This window comes from Bernardetia sp. Wsw4-3y2 (assembly GCF_037126295.1).
In the GTDB taxonomy this organism is placed as follows: Bacteria; Bacteroidota; Bacteroidia; order Cytophagales; family Bernardetiaceae; genus Bernardetia.
The window spans coordinates 283466-302430 of record NZ_CP147017.1 but is presented as its reverse complement, the minus strand read 5'-3'; the positions used below and the strand labels follow the sequence as shown (position 1 = coordinate 302430).

The 18965-nt window shown below is 31.6% G+C and carries 7 protein-coding genes and 2 tRNA genes; 2 read left to right on the top strand and 7 right to left on the bottom strand.

Annotation, left to right across the window (positions count from 1 at the left end):
• Positions 1 to 163: 163 nt before the first annotated feature.
• A tRNA-Arg gene (locus V9L05_RS01145) sits at positions 164 to 237 on the bottom strand.
• Between the two features lie 165 nt (positions 238 to 402).
• Positions 403 to 476: transfer RNA gene (locus tag V9L05_RS01140), tRNA-Arg, on the bottom strand.
• A 750-nt stretch (positions 477 to 1226) separates the two neighbouring features.
• Between V9L05_RS01140 and V9L05_RS01135 the strand changes: the two genes are divergently transcribed.
• The gene (locus V9L05_RS01135; protein WP_338814035.1) at positions 1227 to 1364 is read left to right on the top strand and encodes a hypothetical protein; all 138 of its coding nucleotides are present in this window, start codon (positions 1227 to 1229) and stop codon (positions 1362 to 1364) included.
• Positions 1365 to 1500: 136 nt separating this feature from the next.
• Here V9L05_RS01135 and V9L05_RS01130 read toward each other — a convergent pair whose 3' ends face one another.
• From V9L05_RS01130 to V9L05_RS01120, 3 genes are all read right to left on the bottom strand, one after another.
• On the bottom strand, positions 1501 to 3873 hold the full coding sequence (locus tag V9L05_RS01130) for a T9SS type A sorting domain-containing protein (RefSeq protein WP_338814034.1): 2373 nt from the start codon (positions 3871 to 3873) through the stop codon (positions 1501 to 1503).
• 219 nt (positions 3874 to 4092) lie between these two features.
• Positions 4093 to 5916 (bottom strand): choice-of-anchor Q domain-containing protein, encoded by a 1824-nt coding sequence (locus V9L05_RS01125; RefSeq protein ID WP_338814033.1) that lies wholly within the window; start codon positions 5914 to 5916, stop codon positions 4093 to 4095.
• 579 nt (positions 5917 to 6495) lie between these two features.
• On the bottom strand, positions 6496 to 10980 hold the full coding sequence (locus tag V9L05_RS01120) for an MG2 domain-containing protein (protein WP_338814032.1): 4485 nt from the start codon (positions 10978 to 10980) through the stop codon (positions 6496 to 6498).
• Positions 10981 to 11188: 208 nt separating this feature from the next.
• On the opposite strand from V9L05_RS01120, the gene V9L05_RS01115 reads away from it, so the two are divergent.
• A complete protein-coding gene (locus V9L05_RS01115; protein ID WP_338814031.1) occupies positions 11189 to 14050 on the top strand; it encodes a T9SS type A sorting domain-containing protein in 2862 nt (953 codons plus the stop codon).
• A gap of 83 nt (positions 14051 to 14133) precedes the next feature.
• On the opposite strand, the gene V9L05_RS01110 is transcribed toward V9L05_RS01115, so the two are convergent.
• Both V9L05_RS01110 and V9L05_RS01105 read right to left on the bottom strand, forming a co-directional pair.
• Positions 14134 to 14625: a YfiR family protein gene (locus V9L05_RS01110; protein ID WP_338791252.1), complete on the bottom strand. Its 492-nt coding sequence runs from the start codon at positions 14623 to 14625 to the stop codon at positions 14134 to 14136.
• Positions 14626 to 15138: 513 nt separating this feature from the next.
• Positions 15139 to 18960, bottom strand: a complete 3822-nt coding sequence (locus V9L05_RS01105; RefSeq protein WP_338814030.1) for a T9SS type A sorting domain-containing protein — start codon at positions 18958 to 18960, stop codon at positions 15139 to 15141.
• Between the last annotated feature and the right edge of the window lie 5 nt (positions 18961 to 18965).

Below are 18965 nucleotides of genomic sequence, written 5' to 3'. Positions count from 1 at the left end.
ATTAATGAATAGGGATTTTTATTGATTTTTATATTTCTACTTTGTCTAAATTTTTAGCTTCCAAAAAGTAGGTGTAACCAAAATACACACTTTGGAAAAAACAAAAAACCCTGTTTAGGTAATCTAAACAGGGTTTTGAGTGTATTAAAAAATACTGAAATTGTGAACCCGACAGGAGTCAAACCTGTAACCTCTACAGCCGTAATGTAGTGCTCTATTCAATTGAGCTACGAGTCCATTTTATTTAACTAATTCGTTTACTTAAAAACGAATGCAATTACAATTTGTTATATTTTTTTTATCAATCTGTAACTATTTACAAAACTACTCAAAATAATAAATAGTTCCAAAATAATTTTATGTAGTTGTTGATGTTTCCACCAACAACTAAACATAAACTTGTGAACCCGACAGGAGTCAAACCTGTAACCTCTACAGCCGTAATGTAGTGCTCTATTCAATTGAGCTACGAGTCCAGTACAAATTAATAACATTCTTTTGTTGTTATTGCGAGTGCAAAGGTAAGAATGTTTTTCTAAAATACAAACTAATTTTAGAGATTTATTTGATAAAATAGTGCAAAAAAAGAATATACAAGTTTGAAAAAGAAGTGTTGTGTTCTGTAATACTTTTATAATCAAATGTTTAAGTCGTTTTGCTTTCTAAAATTGACTTTGTTTTTTTTTCTAAAACTTTCAACTCTAGCTATTTTTTACTTCATAAACTAAACCAAATTTTCTGAGTATTTTTAAAACTAAGAGCAAAATTATCAATATATAAAGTCAAGCAACAACTTTTAGATGAGTATTTATTAAAAAAGCTAAATAACTCAACTGTACAGGAATATACATACTGAAAATACAAACTCATGAAACAACAATCACAGAACGTGTTGTAATTACAAAATGATTTTCATAACATAAAAACGACTTTTTTATTGCAGAAAAAAGGATTTGTTAAAAATTATTAATTAAAATAAAAAAACATCTCCAATATAACAGAGTATATGTTCTTGCAAGTAGACAGTATTTTTAATAATTTTTCCAAAAATCACATACTTTTATTACCTACCAAGTTTTTGAAGCCACATTTAAAACAAACAAGTTGAGTAGTAATCATTAGGAGAGTTTAGAAAAACGTGAAAATAAAAAATAAAACAAGAATAATAAATCACTCATTCAAATTATACACCCAAAATGAATATCTTTTTAGTGAAAAAAGTGTAGATGATTTATTTTTTCCAATACATATCAGTTTCAGATTTTATTGGAATAACTCCATTAGAAACATTTGCTAGTTATGATGTTATGAAAAATCCTGAAAATGAAAATGATTTTGTTCATTTTGTAAGGCATTTAGAATAATATTTTTCTGTCTTAGCTATGGAGACGAAAAAATATTGATTTATCTTTGAATAAGAAGTAAAAAATGGCTATCCATCAAAAAAATGAATAGCCATTTTTGTATTAAAATTTGATTGCTACTTATATAGACTCTTTTTTACTCTTTAACGATACGTTTACTGATAGTTTTTTCATTATTCGAAATTTGTAATAAATAGATTCCATTCGAATAATTATTCATATCAATCATTCCTTCCAAAAATGCACCTTCTTTTTCTTGTTGTATTTCCCAAACAATTCTACCCAAAGCATCTATAAGTTGAAGTTGATAACTTTCTTGAATAGCTGTTTTTAGACTGTACGATACTGTTTCAGAAGCAGGATTTGGATAAACAACTAATTGATTTTGCTCAGAAAAAGCAGTTATTGATGGTTTTTTGAATAGCAAAACAAAACGTTTTACATCATTTCCTTTTTCAGCTAAAAATTCATATTCTTTTTCTTCTTTTAGATTGTGCAACGTTTCGGTTAAAGAATCATACAAATATAACTCACTCAAAGAATGAAAATACTTAATTTCTCTAACACCAATGATGTGTTTTCCTGCTTCTACTACATTTATGGCTAAAGGAATTTGTAGAGTTTCATCAAACGCATCTAGTCCATTGATGGCAAAAACTTTATTTTCAGTATTATAAGAATATAAAGTAGCAAAATTACTATTTTGCTTATAGATTTTGAGCGCATCGTATTTGGAATCAAAATTTTGAGTTGCTCCTTCTATAAAATAAATAGCTGTTTCATCTGTTTTATTATCTTTAGTAATGCCTAATTTAATTAATCCTTCTTTTAAGCCTTGTGTTTGAGAAGTTTTGAAGAAACGAGTATCTTGATAAGTAGTCGGACGGTCTTCATTTTTCAATTCTAATGTTCCTGTGGGTGCAGTAGCTTGTACAAAAAATCCTTGTGCTGCTGCAATATCTTTTGTTCCTCCATTTATACCTACACCTGTTCCAGCTACATAATAGGCAAAAGTACCATTGTACTGACTGGTAGGAATGTCCAAATAAATTGTATTTGCAAGATTATTATTTCCTGTATTGTCAGCTATTATTTTTTCCCAATCTAAAGGAGAAGGATAAGGATTTCCTACTAAATTATAACCTTGTTGAGGCAAACTTCCACCACTATTTGTAAGATTAATAGTATAAATACCATTATTAAGATTTCCATTAAATTTTAGAGTTTGCTCAGTAGCAATATTAGCTTGATAGCCTTTTCCAACTTCTAACAAATCAGTAGCAGTAGAGGTAGGAACACGATAATTAGAGATAAACTCATTATAAAACGCACTCGTTGATGCACCTGCATTGGTTTCATCATAGATAAAAAAAGTAGGAAAAGGACGAGTATAAGCAGGTTCGGCAGCCGTATTATAGTTTATATTCAAAATCAAATCCATATAAGGAGCAAATTGATTAATAGCTGCATTAGAGAAAGGAGAAGAAAATAAATGATAGGCTTTTCCATCAAAACCAATTCCCCCAGAAGCAGGAATGGTAGAAGGAGTAGGCAAGTATCTTTCCATAATCACATTTCCTTGAATAGTATTATCATCAGCATCATTAATAACCATGGCTGTTCCTGTGACTGTTGAGCGAAGCGCAAATTCTGTACTTCCATCAATTATCATTTCACTAGTAGCTTCTAAATGAACAAGTTCTAAAACAGACATTTTTCCTGTAATAGTAAGTCTATTTCCATTATTTACTTTGATTTGGTCAATTTCTATTTGATTGTAAGAAGTTGCATCAGAAGTAAGAAACAAGGTTTTATCAATTACTACATCTTCATCATAGCGACGATTAGTAAGAATTTTGAGTACATCGTTGGGATTTGCAGCATCAACAGCAGCTTGAATAGAACTAAAAACAGTAGTTTGATTTACATTCAATACATCATCAGAACAAGATATAGGCGCAGTAAAAAGTCTATTTTCTGTGAAATTACAACTTGCTACTGTTGAAAAAGAAGCAGTTACATCAACTACATTTCCATTAGCATCTAAATTGGTAAGGGTAACGGTTTGAGGACTTGAAGTAATCGGAAAATTTTGTCCATTGACTACCAAAAACCCTGTTGAAGGCGCATCGGTATAAGTAACGATTACTTCTTGATTATATTTATTAGTTGTAATATCACAAGTGGTTTGAGTGGCTGTTGTAATAGCAGAAATAATACAAGAAGTAGGGACAGTTGTGGTACAATTGATTCCTGTTCCATTGTCCCAACCTACTGCTGAGGCACAAACAGCTGTTTGAAGGTTTGGAGTGAAAATGATGGTATAATCGTGAGGTGAACCTCCTGTTCCGATTTGTGTCATACGAGTTCGGTCTATTTTTAATGGACTAAACCACGAATCTGCCCGAACTACTAAATTATTATCTCCATTCAAATACATGTCGTTTACTACTAAAGTATTGGCATTTCCACTACTCAAAACAGATTTTATATAGGTTCCATTATTCAAAATACCTTCTCCTGTTGTTGTATTTATTTTTAAAATAATGGATACTTTTGCCCCTCCTCCTTGTCCATAGCTTGTTAGCCAGCCTGCTGTGGTAAAGCGAGTATAATTAAGTCCAGGTTGTGTTCCTGTCGCTGAAAAAACAGCATATAAATCTGTTCCTGACCAAAAAAGTCCATAGCCTTTTCCGTCGTCATTAGTTGTTTCATAATCTTCTCTACATCAATCCAAAATACCACTTGTATATTTAAGCAAGATAGGGTTTTGATTATTTGCACTTACTTGACGATAACCAATATAATAAGAAGAACCTCCAAAAGTAAGTGTAGCACCTCCAGCAGCAATAGCTTGTGCTTCTGTCATACCACAATTTAGAAGTACACCATTCTCAATATCAGCAGGAAGAGGAGGATCTTCAAATTCTACTGCCCCAATATCACATTGTCCTACTCGTGCAACTCCTCGCTGGTCAGTAGAAGTACATCCTGCACCTGTATCAATAGCTGGACTTGTAGGTTGTAACATCATAGTAGGAGAAATTCCTCCATTATCAGCAATGGCTTCCAATAAAGGGTTTGCAATCGTAACAGAATTAGATACATTATAATCATTAGCATTATTAGTAAACTTATTAGGAAACTGAATATTATTTCCCAAATCATTCATAGCATTAGAAGAATGTTGTTGGATATTCCACGTATTTCCTCCATTTGCAGCAGTATTCTGATAAAAAATGTTATTCTTGATTTTTGTATAAGTAGGTGCTAATAAAGCTCCCCCTACCCAGCCTGCGTGATTATTAGCAAACGTACAGTTGGTAATTCTCAAATCTCTAGCTGCACTCATTTGATAAAAAGCAACTGCTCCACCATTAGCAGAAGTTCCTCCAGTTAGAGTAGTTAGCAATGCCTTATTATTATAAAAAGTACAATTTATGATTTCTGTATCTACAAAATCAGCACGAATAGCTCCTCCAGTAACAGCAGCACGGTTATTAGAAAAAGTGCAATTTTTGACTGTAAAACCTCTGTTGAGAGAATTATTCATGTGTTCTAATGCACCACCTCCACCACCAGTATCGGCACCCATACTATTGGGAAGTCTTCTAGCTTCATTATTATTAAAATAACAATCTTCTACTGTTACTTTATCTGTCTCATCAGCATACAAATGCAAAGCTCCTCCATCGGATTGAGCTATATTATCTTCAAAAATACATCTTCTTATTTCTATATCTCCATTGTCTATATTAGCTGCATTACTTGCTCTATCTGTATAAATACACCCTCCAAATCCTCTCAAAAATGGATTCGGATTTCCATTATCATAAAAAGCATCTTTGGTAGTATTTCCTCTAAAAATGCAATCTTCCACCGTAAGAGAAGAATTCAAGCCATTAATGGCAGCTCCATTTATGCCTTTATTATTTGTAAAAGTACAATTTCTTATTATGTGTGCTTTAGAACCCCACAACATAACCGTCGAACCTCTTTCATTATTAAGCGCAACAGAAGTATTTTGGTCAAAAGTACAGTTGAGTATCGTAGAAGTTCCTTCAAAATGATTAAAGATTGCACTTCCACCTTGGTCTGCACGATTAGTAGAAAAATGACAATCTTCAACTCTCAAAATACCTTGATGTGTAGTTCGAATTGCCCCTCCATATTCTACTGTTCGCCCATTTATGAAGCGTAAATTTTTTATAGTTAGTGAAGTAGGATTAACAGAGGTAGAGTTTAATCTTAAAATACGAACGCTATTATTTCCACTTAAAGTAAGGTTTGGAGCATTTGAACCATCAATAATTAGATTTTTTCCTATCGGAATTTCTAAAGTAGAAGCAAGTGTTATGGTCTGACCTGCTAAGGCAGCATCAAAAGTGATGGTTTCGCCAGAATTAGCACACGAAATAGCCTCTCTTAGAGAACCTGTCCCCAAATCGGCATTTGTACTCACTACAGTAGAACACAAAACACGAGTAGCTTGTGTAGTAGTAGAAATAAAAAAGACGAACAACATAAATAAAATTGAAATATAGTTTTTCATAGAGATGTAGGGAAGGTTTGAAAAATTAGATGAGCTAATAAACATTAATGAAGTTAATTATATTTTTTATTAAATTCAAATTTAGATTCTTTAAATTATCTATTATTTTTTATTTTAAAAAAAACTCTATTATAGCCTTATTTATGAATTTTAAGACGTATAATTCTTAACTAACCTTTGAATAAAATAAGTATAATAAATGGATAATTTAAAAGAAAAACAATGAATAATTATATTTTAATCAAAGAAAGAATAATGGTCTTCTTCCTTTTTATTGTGTAGTTAGCCATGAGGATACTTCACTACGACTACAAAACACTCCTTTGACTTATTTAGGGATTTGTTAAAAAAATTAGGCAGAGAGGAAAATCTAAAAAACTTAGGGTAACTCAAGTTTGAAAGTAAAATAGAGCTAAGGAACAATTACTAATTAAGATTTTAAATTATTGATTATCAATGATTTAGAGTTTGTAAAAAGAGTGCTTTAATTAATTTCTATTCCTAATCAAGAAAAAAACGGCTATCCATAAAAAAATGAATAGCCGTTTTGTATTAAAGTTGAATTTAACTGATAACTGTTTACTGCTGACTGATAACTGAAATACCTTTTTTCCAGTCTTTAAATTCAGAAGTATAATAGAGATAAGCCGAAGAGGCTGCTCCTTCATATTCTCCTGCCAAATCTGCCTTCAAATCAAGATGAATAACTTTTTTCTCGTTTGGAGTCATCTGACGGTAATAAAAAATGACACTATGCTCACGAATTTCATAAAAATCAACTTTGTTTTTTTCTATGAGTTCTTTGAGTTGCCAAGGCTGTGCCGAAAGTCCCCCTGGTAAGCCTACAATTGCTATTGTCATCGGCAAGCCTTCTTTAGTTGTGTTTTCTAAAGTGGTTGTAAGCCTAACTGTTTCGCCTATTTTTACTTTACTTTCAGCCAATGACGTTTCTAATTTTACACTGCATTTATCACTACTTTTTGGTAAATCTGTAAACCATTCTGCCGAAAATGTATAAGGCAAAGGTTCTTTTACACCTACATAATTAATACGAACAGTGTTTTTGCCAGCCTTCAAATGCTTTCCTAAATTATTTACTTCAATAGCATTTTGCTCTCCTGCTTCGTAGTGTGCTGTACTGATTTTTGAGCCATTTACATAGATTTCAATATCGCCACTTTCAGGAGTTCTTTGTGCATATTTTGCATACGTGGTCAAAGATTTGAGAGCCAAAACGGTACTTTGTGTATTTCCAAAACCACCATAAGGCGAACGAGAACCTACTAAATATTTTACACCATTTTGTAAAATAGGCATTCGTTTTTTATCAGACTTCATTAAAGCAAGAAGAGCTAAAGAAGTCGTTTCTGCTGTCAGTCCTTGTCCTGTTGAGCGAGTGATGGAATGTTTTGTTCCTTCCCATTGTCCTTCTTCTTTTTGAAGTAAAATAAGAGTTTCCAAAAGTTTTTCAGAACGATTATCATTCAAATTCTGTAACGTATTTACTACAAGTCCAATCAAATAAGGATCTTCAGATTTAATTGCATTTTGATATGCTGCTTCTGCCTCTGCTTTAATATCCTTAAAGCCAGCTTCTGAAAGGGAATAGGTAATGTAGGCATTCGTAATGTCATCATCTGCACCACCAAAAGCATCTAAAGCTCTTGAATTGCGCTTAAATCCACCTTTTCCATCTTTACGTTCCATCAGCCAGTTGGTCGTTCTGGTTAGCATTTGCTCATCAACTAAATTTCCTGTAACGGCTGCCATGTCTTTAAATTCCATCAAGCCATAAGCTGTTAGAGCTTCATGAGCAGGATTTGCGCCAAACCATTCGTAACCTTTGTCTTTCGATTCGAAAGAAATTAGGCGTTTGTAACCTCTTTCTGTCAAATCTTTTGCTTTATCTAAGGCTGTTTGTTGTTCTGTAGTTAGATTTTTTTGAACAGAAAGATAATCCATTACCAAAAGATTTGGATAAGTAGAAGATGAAGTTTGCTCAAAACAACCATACGGCTCTCTCAAAATAGATTCAATTCCTGCCAAAAGATCATCCAAAACAGAAGGAAAAGCTGTAAAAGTTGCTTTACTTGTTCCCATTACAGGACTTGCAATTTCAAACGAATAGGTTTTATCAACACTTTCTCCAGATAAAGCAATGGCAGCAGGAAATCCTTTTGAAAAGACTTCGACTTCTTGCTCAAAACGGTCTTGAACTCCATTTTGTCCGACAAACTGAACAATAAATTTACCTTTTCCAGCTTCGTTTTCAATCAAGAAATCCATATTGACAACCTTTGTTTCATTGGGTTGTAAAGTGATTCTACTTTTCCATTTGCTTTCAGAAACAGGAATCCAAGAAGAAGGATAATCTGCTGAAATGCTGCCACTCAACTCCTTTTCAGTATTGTTTTGTAACATTAAAGGAATAGAAATTTTATCTCCCATTGACATAAATAAAGGCAATTTTGTATCTAAACTAAAAGGTAATTGTGTATAAAAAACACTTTCAGTTCTTCCAATTCCTCCGTCTGTTGCAATTCCTTCACAGATAGCACGGAAAGCCGTAATTTCATCAGAAGCATAAAATTCTACTTGTGATTTTCCTTTTGCATCAACTTTTATATTTCCACTCCAAAAAATGGTGCTTCTAAAATCAGTTCTTGATTTAGATTTAGTTTCGCCTTCTTTCTCATTATTTTTGGTGGAATAATCTACTTTAGGAAAAACTCTAGCACGATGATAAGTTATGACTGGAAGGTTTGGTTTTTCTTCTTTTGCAATTTTTTTATTCATTTTACCAAAATCCTCTCGTCTTCTGTCCATTATGATGACTTCATTTAATTCCTCTTCTACCTCTGCTACTTCCTCTTTATCAGCTATTTCCACAACAGGAGCATTATCAAGAATTGCAATTTCGTTTTCTAAAATATCTCCTTTTATTTCATTTTTTGGCATTTCTGCCATTACAACTCCATCATCGAATTCTACATCTTTTTCTCCACCACCTGCACGCATTTTTTGCATTGCCATCATAGGAACACCATCATTTAGTGCTGCTCTATTTACAGCACCTGTTTTTCTTTTTAGTCTTCTATAATCATAAAATGTCAAAGTATATGAAGAAGAATATGCTCCAACACTTTGAGTGGCAGTTTCTGAGCTATCAGTTGCTACAAGTGTAATAGGTTCATGAAGTTTATAATTTTGAAATTCAAAATATCCTTTATCATCTGTTTTGGTAGAAATATCTTGTCCTTGAATTTCTACTTTCACATTTTTGGCAGGTTTTCCACTATCATTTTTTACATATCCTGCAATAATACTTTTTTCTGCATTGTATTTCAAAGTGATAGACGATTTTTGAATCTGTTCCCAAGTAAATTTTCTCCAACCGTGAGTAAGCATCAATAAATCTCTAGCTTGTGCAGCTTTCTCTTCCTCCTTATCAAAGTAAAAACGAGGTTCTTTGACTTCTCCTTTCAAATCAGCTTCTAATAAAAGATGCGAAAGAATATGACTAGATTTGTCATCAGCGAAAGAAAGCAATTTATCATCGACAACAGAAAGGGAAATATTTGCTGGCATCGGAATTCCTCTGTGGTCTGTAACTTTAATATCTAAGGTAACTTTTTCACGAGGTTGGTAATTATCTTTGTCTGATTTTACTTCAATATTAAGCTGTTTTTCTGTATTCAAGAAAACCAAACGCTCTGCTCGTTCTATTTTTTTAGAATCAAAAAGTGTAAAATTAGCTACACCAATAGGCATTTCATCTGTCGGAATGTTGATAGTATTCTCTCCTTTTTTGACAGAAACTTTCTTTGAAAAAATAATCTCTCCACGCAGTGTTCCAACTAAAAATACTTCTTCCATTATAGGAGAGTAGATAGAAAACTTCAAATTTGAAGTATCATACGTCTTTTCTTTATCAGATTTCGAAATAGGAAAGTTTAATTTTAATCCATACCCGATTTCTACTGTTTCGGGTAATTTGTAACTCGTTTCTACTCCTTTTGGACTTGTAATTTGGGCTGTGTAAACTTCTCCTTTTTTAGCTTCAAGCTCAAAATTTCCCATTCCTTTATGAAATGATGAAAAATTACCCACTTCTTTTCCTTTAGAATCTATAATAATTCCTTGAACATCAGCAGGTTTTCCAAATTCGTCTTTACACCAAAAAGCTATATTTGAAGAAGTGTTTGCCAAAATATCTCCTCCTTCTGGAAAAAATTGCAAATCAAAAACGGTATTTGCTAAAGGAATAGAACGAGAAATAGATTCTGTTTGTCCGTTGTGAGAAAGCAAGACATTTAAAAGTCCGTCGGCTGTATCTAGTTTTTTAGGTAGTTCGAAGGAAATAACTGTTTTTCCTGCTGCATCTGTTTTGGCTTTTGATTTTGAAATAACTTGACCTTTCAAACTCACTACAAATTCAACATCTTTATCTGCAAGAGCTTCGTTGGTAAGGCTTTGCAAATCTAAATTTGCCTCTACTTTGTCGCCAGCACCATAGGCATCTTTTTCAAAATCTAGTTTCATTTTTAAGCGAGGCAAAACTACTTTCTGAACAGTTATTTCCTTTTCAAAAATGAGTGGATTGCCGTTTTGATCTTTTTTATCACTTTCTTCTATTACAAAATTTTCTTGCCATTTTGTGTAGGCTTTTATTTTATATAATCCTCCTGCTGCATCTTCTGTCAGGTCAAATTCGCCTGATGCTGTACCATCTTCCAAAATTAATTGAATCTTTTTTGCTACGTTTCCTTTTGGGTCAATAAATTCGACGTGCAAAATATCGCTCCTTTTTGAAGGTTTTAAAGTTGCTTCGTCTTGGACGTAGGCTTGAAACCAAATTGTTTCTGACGGTTTGTAAAATGGTTTGTCTAAATGTAAATAAACTCTTTCAGAGCTATATTTTTCTTGAAAAATGTTATTTATTTCTGTTAGTTTTTTGAGCCATTCGTCACCAGTTTTTGAACGAAAACCCCAAAGAGTAACTGCGCCTGCTGTTAGAGCTGCGCCTGCAAGTAAGTGCCACATACGAAAAAATTTGAGTTGCATAATTGATGTACTAATAATAGGTAAATTAGGAAATTTTTATGAATAATTTGTCACTATTGTCTTATTTTATTGATAAGATGCAAAACAAATAGAAATTCCATAATTTTTAGGAAAATAATTTTGACCTTTTTTTTATTGAAAAATTGTAGTAGGAAAAAGAGAGTTATTAACTCTTTTTATTTTTTTATCAAAATTAACCTTTCATTTTATGTTTCGTTCTCCTTTACAACCAATTGGATACCTGTTTTCTCTTCAAAAAGTTATTTGTGTGTCTTGCTTTGCTTTTTTATTTAACCTCTTATTTTTATCTACTACATTTGGAAATATTTATACTGTAACAAACCTCAACAATACAGGATCAGGTTCTCTGAGAGGATGTTTAGTGATAGCCAACTTTGTTCAGGGTATAGATACAATAAAGTTTGATGTAGAAGGTACAATTTATCTTCAATCTGAATTACTAATTACAGAAGGTGTTTTTATAGATGGTACTTCTTCCCCAACCTACAATTATGCTTTAACACCTCGTGTAACTCTGAATTGGTATGCAGGGAGTATAATAAAAGCCCAAAATTTATCTAATCTTACTATAAAAGGATTAAAAATAATGAGTAATTATCCCTCCTTTCCTAAAGATGGTATAGAGCTTTACAATTGTAAAGCAGTAGTAATAGAAAAAAATAATATTTCAAATAAAAGAAATGCCATTGTGGGAAATAATATTACTGATATTAAAATTGTAAATAATGATTTAAGAAGTTCTGGATTATATTTTAGTAGTGGTTTGTCAGCAGCTATTTATCTTAATAATCTTACAGCTAACAATTTAATAGGAGGAGCGTATATTTCAGGAAATAAATTTGGGTATCTAAATCCAACCAATACTTCTCCAAAAATAGCTCGTTTATTATATTTGGAAAAAGCTAAAAATATTACTATTTCTACTTCAGGAGGAAATATTAATATTACAAACGGAATGAATGTTGAAAATCCTATTTACTTGAAAGACATTGAAAACCTACAAGTTAGTTATCTTAATCTAAGTGCTAATACTGTTCCCTCAACCATTGAAGACTCTCGTTCATGTGGAATAAATATTATAGATAGTAAAAATATTATTTTAAATTATCTAACAATTCGTAACAGAAATAATGGCATCATAGCCCAAAACTGTACAGATATTAGTATTCAATACAATGATTTAAGAGATAGTGGTTTTGATTTAGGAAATCTTGCTATTGATGGAGCTGCAATAAATTTGAATACTATACACAGTAAAAATATCATAGGAGGCTTGTATATTAATGGAAATAGATATGGAAATTATCTTCACGATGTTCAAAATATATTTCGTATCACAAAAGCTAATAACATAAAAATTGATACTAGAAGAAGTTATTATAATAACAATACTAACATTATTATTGATAGAGGTGGTTTGGGAGCTACTAGTCCTTTTATTTTAAGGGAAATCAATAATTTATCTATTAGTAATATAGATGTTACTGCTGATCAGAATAGTATTTTTGAAGGTATTGCTTTTGATATTGCTGATTCTGAAAATATTAGTATTGTAAGGACTAGTGCAAGAAAAAGATTAGCTTCAGTACAAGCTATTAATGTTAGAGATATACAAATCCTAAACAATGATTTTAGAGATGCAGGAGTAGGCTTTTTTATAGGAGGAGCAGCTATTATATTAAAAAATATTAGTTCTAATACTTTGAGAGGTGGTGTTTTTATGAGCGAAAACGATTTTGGAAGTTATCAGCTTTCACCTCCTACAACTATTTTATGGATAAGAAATGCAGAATATATTTCTATATCTAGTCAAAAAGTAGATAATCCTAATATTATTATGAATAATAGTGGATTGGATACAGAACACCCTTTGATGTTTGATAATATAGCCAATCTGTTCATAAAAAAAATAGACTTAAGCACCTCACAAGTGGGTGGAGTAAGTATAAGTATAAACAATTCTCAAAACATAGAAATAAATAAAATCAAAGCTAGAGGTAGAAATATTTCTGTGAATGCTAGTCATATTACTGATATTTCCATTGTATCAAATGATTTTGTAGATAGTGGTTTTATGAGTAATGACAATGGTGTTTTTCCTGCTATTAAGTTGTATAATGTAGAACAAAAGAGATTAGACGGAGGACTTTTTATCGCTGATAATAAATTTGGAAAAAATAACCTTAATCCACAACGTATTCTAGAAATAACAAATGCTGAAAAAGTAATTATTTCTGATCCAATAAATTCTTCTGGAGCTAATGTAATTTTAAATGAAAGTGGGCTAAATCTTGATTATCCTATTGGTTTACATTCTATTAATGAGTTTTTGGAAGTAAGATATCTTAACTTTTTTGCTGATAACCCTCAAAATTCCATGGCTTTACAAATCCATAAAGTGGATAAATCGTTTTTGCACCAAATGAATTTTATAAACTGGGAAAATGCAATAGAGCTTAAAGAAACTAATAACGCTGAAGTTTATTGTAATAACTTTATGAAAAATAATATAGGTGTTAAACTAATCAATGCAGAAGCATTTTTGAAAGAGAATAATTTTGAAAGTAATAATTATGCAATTGATGCAAGTCAAGGAGTTGCTTTTGCCGAACATAATTATTGGGGAGCATCTGATGGATCTATTACTTATGGAGGTTCTGGAGATGCTTTTTTAGGAAATGTAAAAGAAACAGAGTTCTTACAACAACCTAGCAAATGCCAAAAAGGTGAGGTAAAAAATACACCTTACTCCACTACTACTCAACAAAAAAACAAAATGGCAGTACGTAGTCTTGAGAAAGTTGAAATAAAAGCCTTTCCTAATCCTACTTCCTCTAAGTTTACATTACAGATTGATAATATGGGATATCAAGAGAAAGTACAAATTCGAATTATAGATGTTTTGGGAAGAGAATTACATCAAGAAGAGCATTATAATCAAAGAAATAATTTATCTATTAGTATAGATTTGAAAAAACAAAAAACAGGAGTATATTTTATAGAAATATTTACTACTACCAAACGAATAATCAAAGTAGTTAAAGAATAAATTTAGAACTATCTATTTATCAAACATTTCATGTATCAAAACTTGATATAGGAAATGTTTGATAAATCAATGTAAAAAACATCTTAGGGACAAGCTACAATACGTTGTGCCATTCTGAAAAGTCCTACATCCAAACCAAGATTTGATTTTTGAGCAGCTTCAATATTGAGTTCGAAACGGTAGGGTTTCTTATCTACGGTTACAAAATTAATGATTCCACATTGTTCTATAAAGCCTTTTAAATTATCTCCGATAGTAAGTGTTGGGTATCTTCTGAAATAATCTAAAATATCAGTTAGTTTGCTTTGCTCAGATTGACTGATATAAATCACTTGACAGCCCCACAAATCAGAAGCATTTTTCTTTCTGCGAACACGCAAACCACGTCCATTTATTTTGTAGTGCATAAGAAAAGATTCTAATTCGTCACCAAAAGGGTCATCTCCTAAGATTCCGATTTGTATCATTTCTTTTGGACTCTTAAAAGCCTCAGGGGGAAATTTTGTGTGTTCAATAAAATGAACAATCAAAGCAATTTTTACTTTTGTCGCTGAGTATTGTGCTTTAGAAGGCAAAGTAATAAAGCTAAATAAAAGACTCAGTAGAAAGATAAATATAGTTTTTGATAGAAATTTAGTAATCAAATTTGTTTTATGTAGTTTCTGAGAAAGTAATTTTATAAACATCGAATAAACTTAAAAGAGTAGAAATAAACTTAAATAGGCAAAAAATGGACTACTTTTTACACAAAGCATACGACAACAAAAAATGAAGATGGATAGCAAAATTATGCAATTATTTTTAATCTTAGTGCAATCGCTGTGTAATTTAAACTATAAACGCTTCTGCTACAAATAAAATATACAATGACTTAAAAAATTGTGCAATTTTTAATTTTTTTTTAAGTCATCAAGGTTATAATTTTCATATTTAAATTATTCTTTAAATGAGAAAAATTCTACTATTTCACAATTTTATAGATGGAGTTTTCTAAAAATTAACTATTAATATTTCTTACAAAGCAAAAAAGTCATCAACAAAACAAATTTGCTGATGACTTTTTTTATTCTTTTTAAAAATGCTAAAAATTACTTTTTCAAAACTACTTTTTTATAGAAAATTCCTTTTTGAGAAATGATTTTTACAAAATAAATTCCGTTACTCAAGTTATTCAAATCAAGAGTGATTTTATCAGAATTGATGATTTTTGTTGTTTGTAGTTCCATTCCCAAAGCATTTACTAAAGTTACTTCACTTGCATTCAAAATTGTATTCAATTCTATATTCAATAAAGAAGTAGTCGGATTTGGATATATTTTGATGTAATTAGCCTTGATAAAATCATCATTAGATAGAATCCTATCTATTGTAAATGGCTCAGAAGTAATAGAAGTAGCACCACTAGAAATAACGACTGTATAAACTCCTATTCTATTTTGTAGAGTTTCTAAGTTTAATGTTGGGTTTGTTTGCCCAGTTATCAAAACGCCATCTCTGTACCATTGATAAGTAACTTTTCCAGTCGGAACAGATAATATATTTTCATTTTCATCAAAGTTAATATCAAACTTATAATTTGTATTTGTAGACTGTACAACCACAGTATCTTGTTTTGCCTCTCCACAAATTGCTACTCTCCAAATGAGCTTAGTAGGAAAAGGTAAAAGCCCTGTCACTTTACTATTATTTTTAGAAGGATTTTCTACTTCTCCAAAACCAGAAACTAACATCCAAATTCCACTTATTCCCATGTTTTGTGCAGCAAGAGTTACTGCAGAATTTGATGTTTCTATATCTGCTCCTGCATTAGCAACGATTTCAGAGTTAGAGTCTGAACAGTTGAAGACAGGTAAGTTCAAGTTAGAATTTGTAAGTGGAAGAACAGCAACTTTATTAGAAATTGTATTTGTAATAATTGGCGAGTTAAAATCAAAATAAATTGCAGCACGGTTTTTTATGACCGTTCCGATACGGTTATTTGCCTTTTGTTTGATTTTGAACTTAATAAATCCGTGAGAAGCTGGTTCGTTCGAATTACTATCTGGAAGGTTAATATTATCAAACTCAAAACGCAAGACACGAGTATCAGCATCGCCATCAATTATAAAGTTATAATTGTGCGAAACCATTCCCAAACGAATTGTTTCTATGTCTAAAAAATCAGAAAGCGTATCCAAAACTACAATATTTACAGCTTCAATTGTTCCTGTGTTTTGAAAACGAATGGTATAATCTAATTCAGTAGTTTTTTCAATTAAGTTTTGATTTGTCAAGCCAAACGGAACAACTTGTTTGTCATTAGGATCATAACTATCCAAAATTTCAGAACACGAAGTTTCCGAACGCACTCCACCATCATTTTGAGGAAGTGCAACTCCAGATTCTTGAACAGGAGCAACACTTACAATAGGATTAGGGTTTTCAGCTTTTGTCTTGTAAGGAATAGCAACTTGACAGCCTTCCACAAAAGCAGAAATAGGGTCGTGATTTTGAGGAAATAATTCCATTCTCATCGTCATTCCATTGGTAAATACCTCAATTTCTACCTCTCCGTTAGCAGGAAGTAATGTGTTTGCTTCTTTGAAAACTTGTGAGTTGGCATACAAACGATACGGAATAGAATCAGTAGCTGTATTTGTTAGATTTTTGATGGTATAACGAGCAATTCCACCACCAACACAACGTCCAGAAATTTCATATTTGTTTTCATTATCTGTCCAGCTTTGACAACTGTTAGCAGGAGAAATAGTAGCTTTTACGCATTGAGTAAGACCTCTTATTGCTTCAATTCCACAAATAACAGAATCTTGAAAAACAATTTTTTCAGAATTTCTAGCAGCCAAACTACCAATATCGAAGAAATAGCTATTTCCTTCTTTCCTAGTCCAAGTAGGAGAACTAGAAACAGGAAAAATATAATCTGGGTATTCTACTTTTACTTCTACATTTTGTGCAGTTGCAAAACCTTTGTTTTGATATTCTACTGTTGTACTGCTCATAAAACATCTTCTTCGACGTGCATTTGTAATATCAACAGTAAGGTAAGAACATGGTAGAACTTTAAATCCAAAGTTTAAGTCTTCTGGGTTTAATACTCTTCCGTTTTCTATTTCTATCTCTTTTACAGAATCACATTTATTGGTGCTAAAGATTCTATAATATTCTGAGTCAAGAGGTTTTGCTTCTAATACTAAAGCTGTACTGTCTTGTAGTGTCAGCCTATATAATCCATTATTATTTGATACAGTATATTTTCCTTGATTGGATTTAATGAGTATCTTAGGAAAGACAGTTTCGTTACCATCATAATAACAGTTGGCAGCATTTTCAATAAATGTATTTCCTTTTATTTTTGCATAAGGAGCTTTATCTCCAAAAGTTAGCAGCGTACTGGCATCAGAGTTGGAATTTCGTCTTGGAATAAATATTCCATTGATAGTTGTATCTTTTTGCATATTAACTATTGCATATATTTTCCCTTTATTTCCTATAGTTATTTCTCCTTGTCCAACAGCATAACGTTCGAAACCGTTTGAATTTTTAAAATAAAAGAATGGAGTAATTACGCCATTTTCTATTTTTGCTAGATAACGATCAGCATACGTATAAAAATAGTCATACTGTTTGTTGATTACCATTCTTCTAGTAGAATAATTAGCTACTGTATTTCTCAAATCTACTTCAGACTCTAAAAAATTTACCTCTTTATCTAGTTTTAATAAAACAGTTTCTCCTATGACACTAGTATTATTTAGTTCTGAAGACACATCTACCTCTCCGTACATATAGATATTATCTTCTTGATCCAAGTCTACAGTAGTGTGCGTATATACTTTAGTATATAAATGTCCATTGACTCCACCAAAACTTCTATTGCCTGAATATGCTTTCAATATGTCAGGCGTATCTTTAGCAAATAATCTTTGTCCTCGCTTATCAAACTTGACAATAATAATATTAGGATCATATTCTGTAGTCGAAAAATCACTTGTTACTCTAGTGCTTATTACCTCTTTATCAGCGAACTCAAAACTACCACTAGCAGCTAAAGCATAAAGTACATTTCCTTTACTATCTACCCTTACATTGTTTGTGTTGACAGCTTTATGACCACCTCTGCCACTTAATATTCCTTCATCTGGCATCATCGTTCTGTACCATATCAGATTACCAGCTGTACTAAACTTTAGAAACAACATTCCTGTAAGATAATAAATGTTGTTTCCGTTAATAGGTAAATTTATTGTTGTACTTCCTATCTTTATAGGTGGACTAGTGTGCGATACGACGGATATGGCAGTATAAAAATTTCCTTCTTCATCTACTTTAATCATATTATTAGGTGAAGAAGATACCTTTACAACATCAGTTGCTTTAAAATCATATCCTCTTTGCCATATAATTTCTCCTTCAATATTATATTTTATAAATAAATTATCTACACTTTCATAAACTGTTCCCTCAATAGTAAGGGGTTTACCTATTCCAGCAACCCAATTCAAATAAATTTCATTCTGTTTAGAAACATCTATATCTACATATCTTTCTTTATAGTTACTAGGGTTTAGTGTGTCAGTAACTACTGTTTTTATCCAAAGTAGATTGTTATCTTTACTAATTCTTGCCACAAAAAAACCACCTGCTCCTAACTCTTCTTCATAAATAAAGGTGCTACCATATATTTTTCCTGCTTGGTCATTTGGAACAATGTAAGTGCCTGTTATTACTTTGCTATCGTCAGACAAAGGTATTGCTTTAACAATATTCAACTTGCTATTTTGTACTATCTCACCACTTTCACTCCCAATATACATTTCCATTGCACTTTCTAATTCTTGTGCAGATGTTCTTTCTGTAATTGAAAAGAAAGCAAGGATAATTATACATATTACTGTAAAATTCTGTTTCATATAAA

What these genes read in the sequence shown, in the direction of transcription:
- V9L05_RS01125 (WP_338814033.1), bottom strand. Translation starts at nt 5,916, where the DNA reads ATGAAAAACTATATTTCAATTTTATTTATGTTGTTCGTCTTTTTTATT.
- V9L05_RS01105 (WP_338814030.1), bottom strand. Translation starts at nt 18,960, where the DNA reads ATGAAACAGAATTTTACAGTAATATGTATAATTATCCTTGCTTTCTTT.
- V9L05_RS01120 (WP_338814032.1), bottom strand. Translation starts at nt 10,980, where the DNA reads ATGCAACTCAAATTTTTTCGTATGTGGCACTTACTTGCAGGCGCAGCT.
- V9L05_RS01115 (WP_338814031.1), top strand. Translation starts at nt 11,189, where the DNA reads ATGTTTCGTTCTCCTTTACAACCAATTGGATACCTGTTTTCTCTTCAA.
- V9L05_RS01135 (WP_338814035.1), top strand. Translation starts at nt 1,227, where the DNA reads ATGATTTATTTTTTCCAATACATATCAGTTTCAGATTTTATTGGAATA.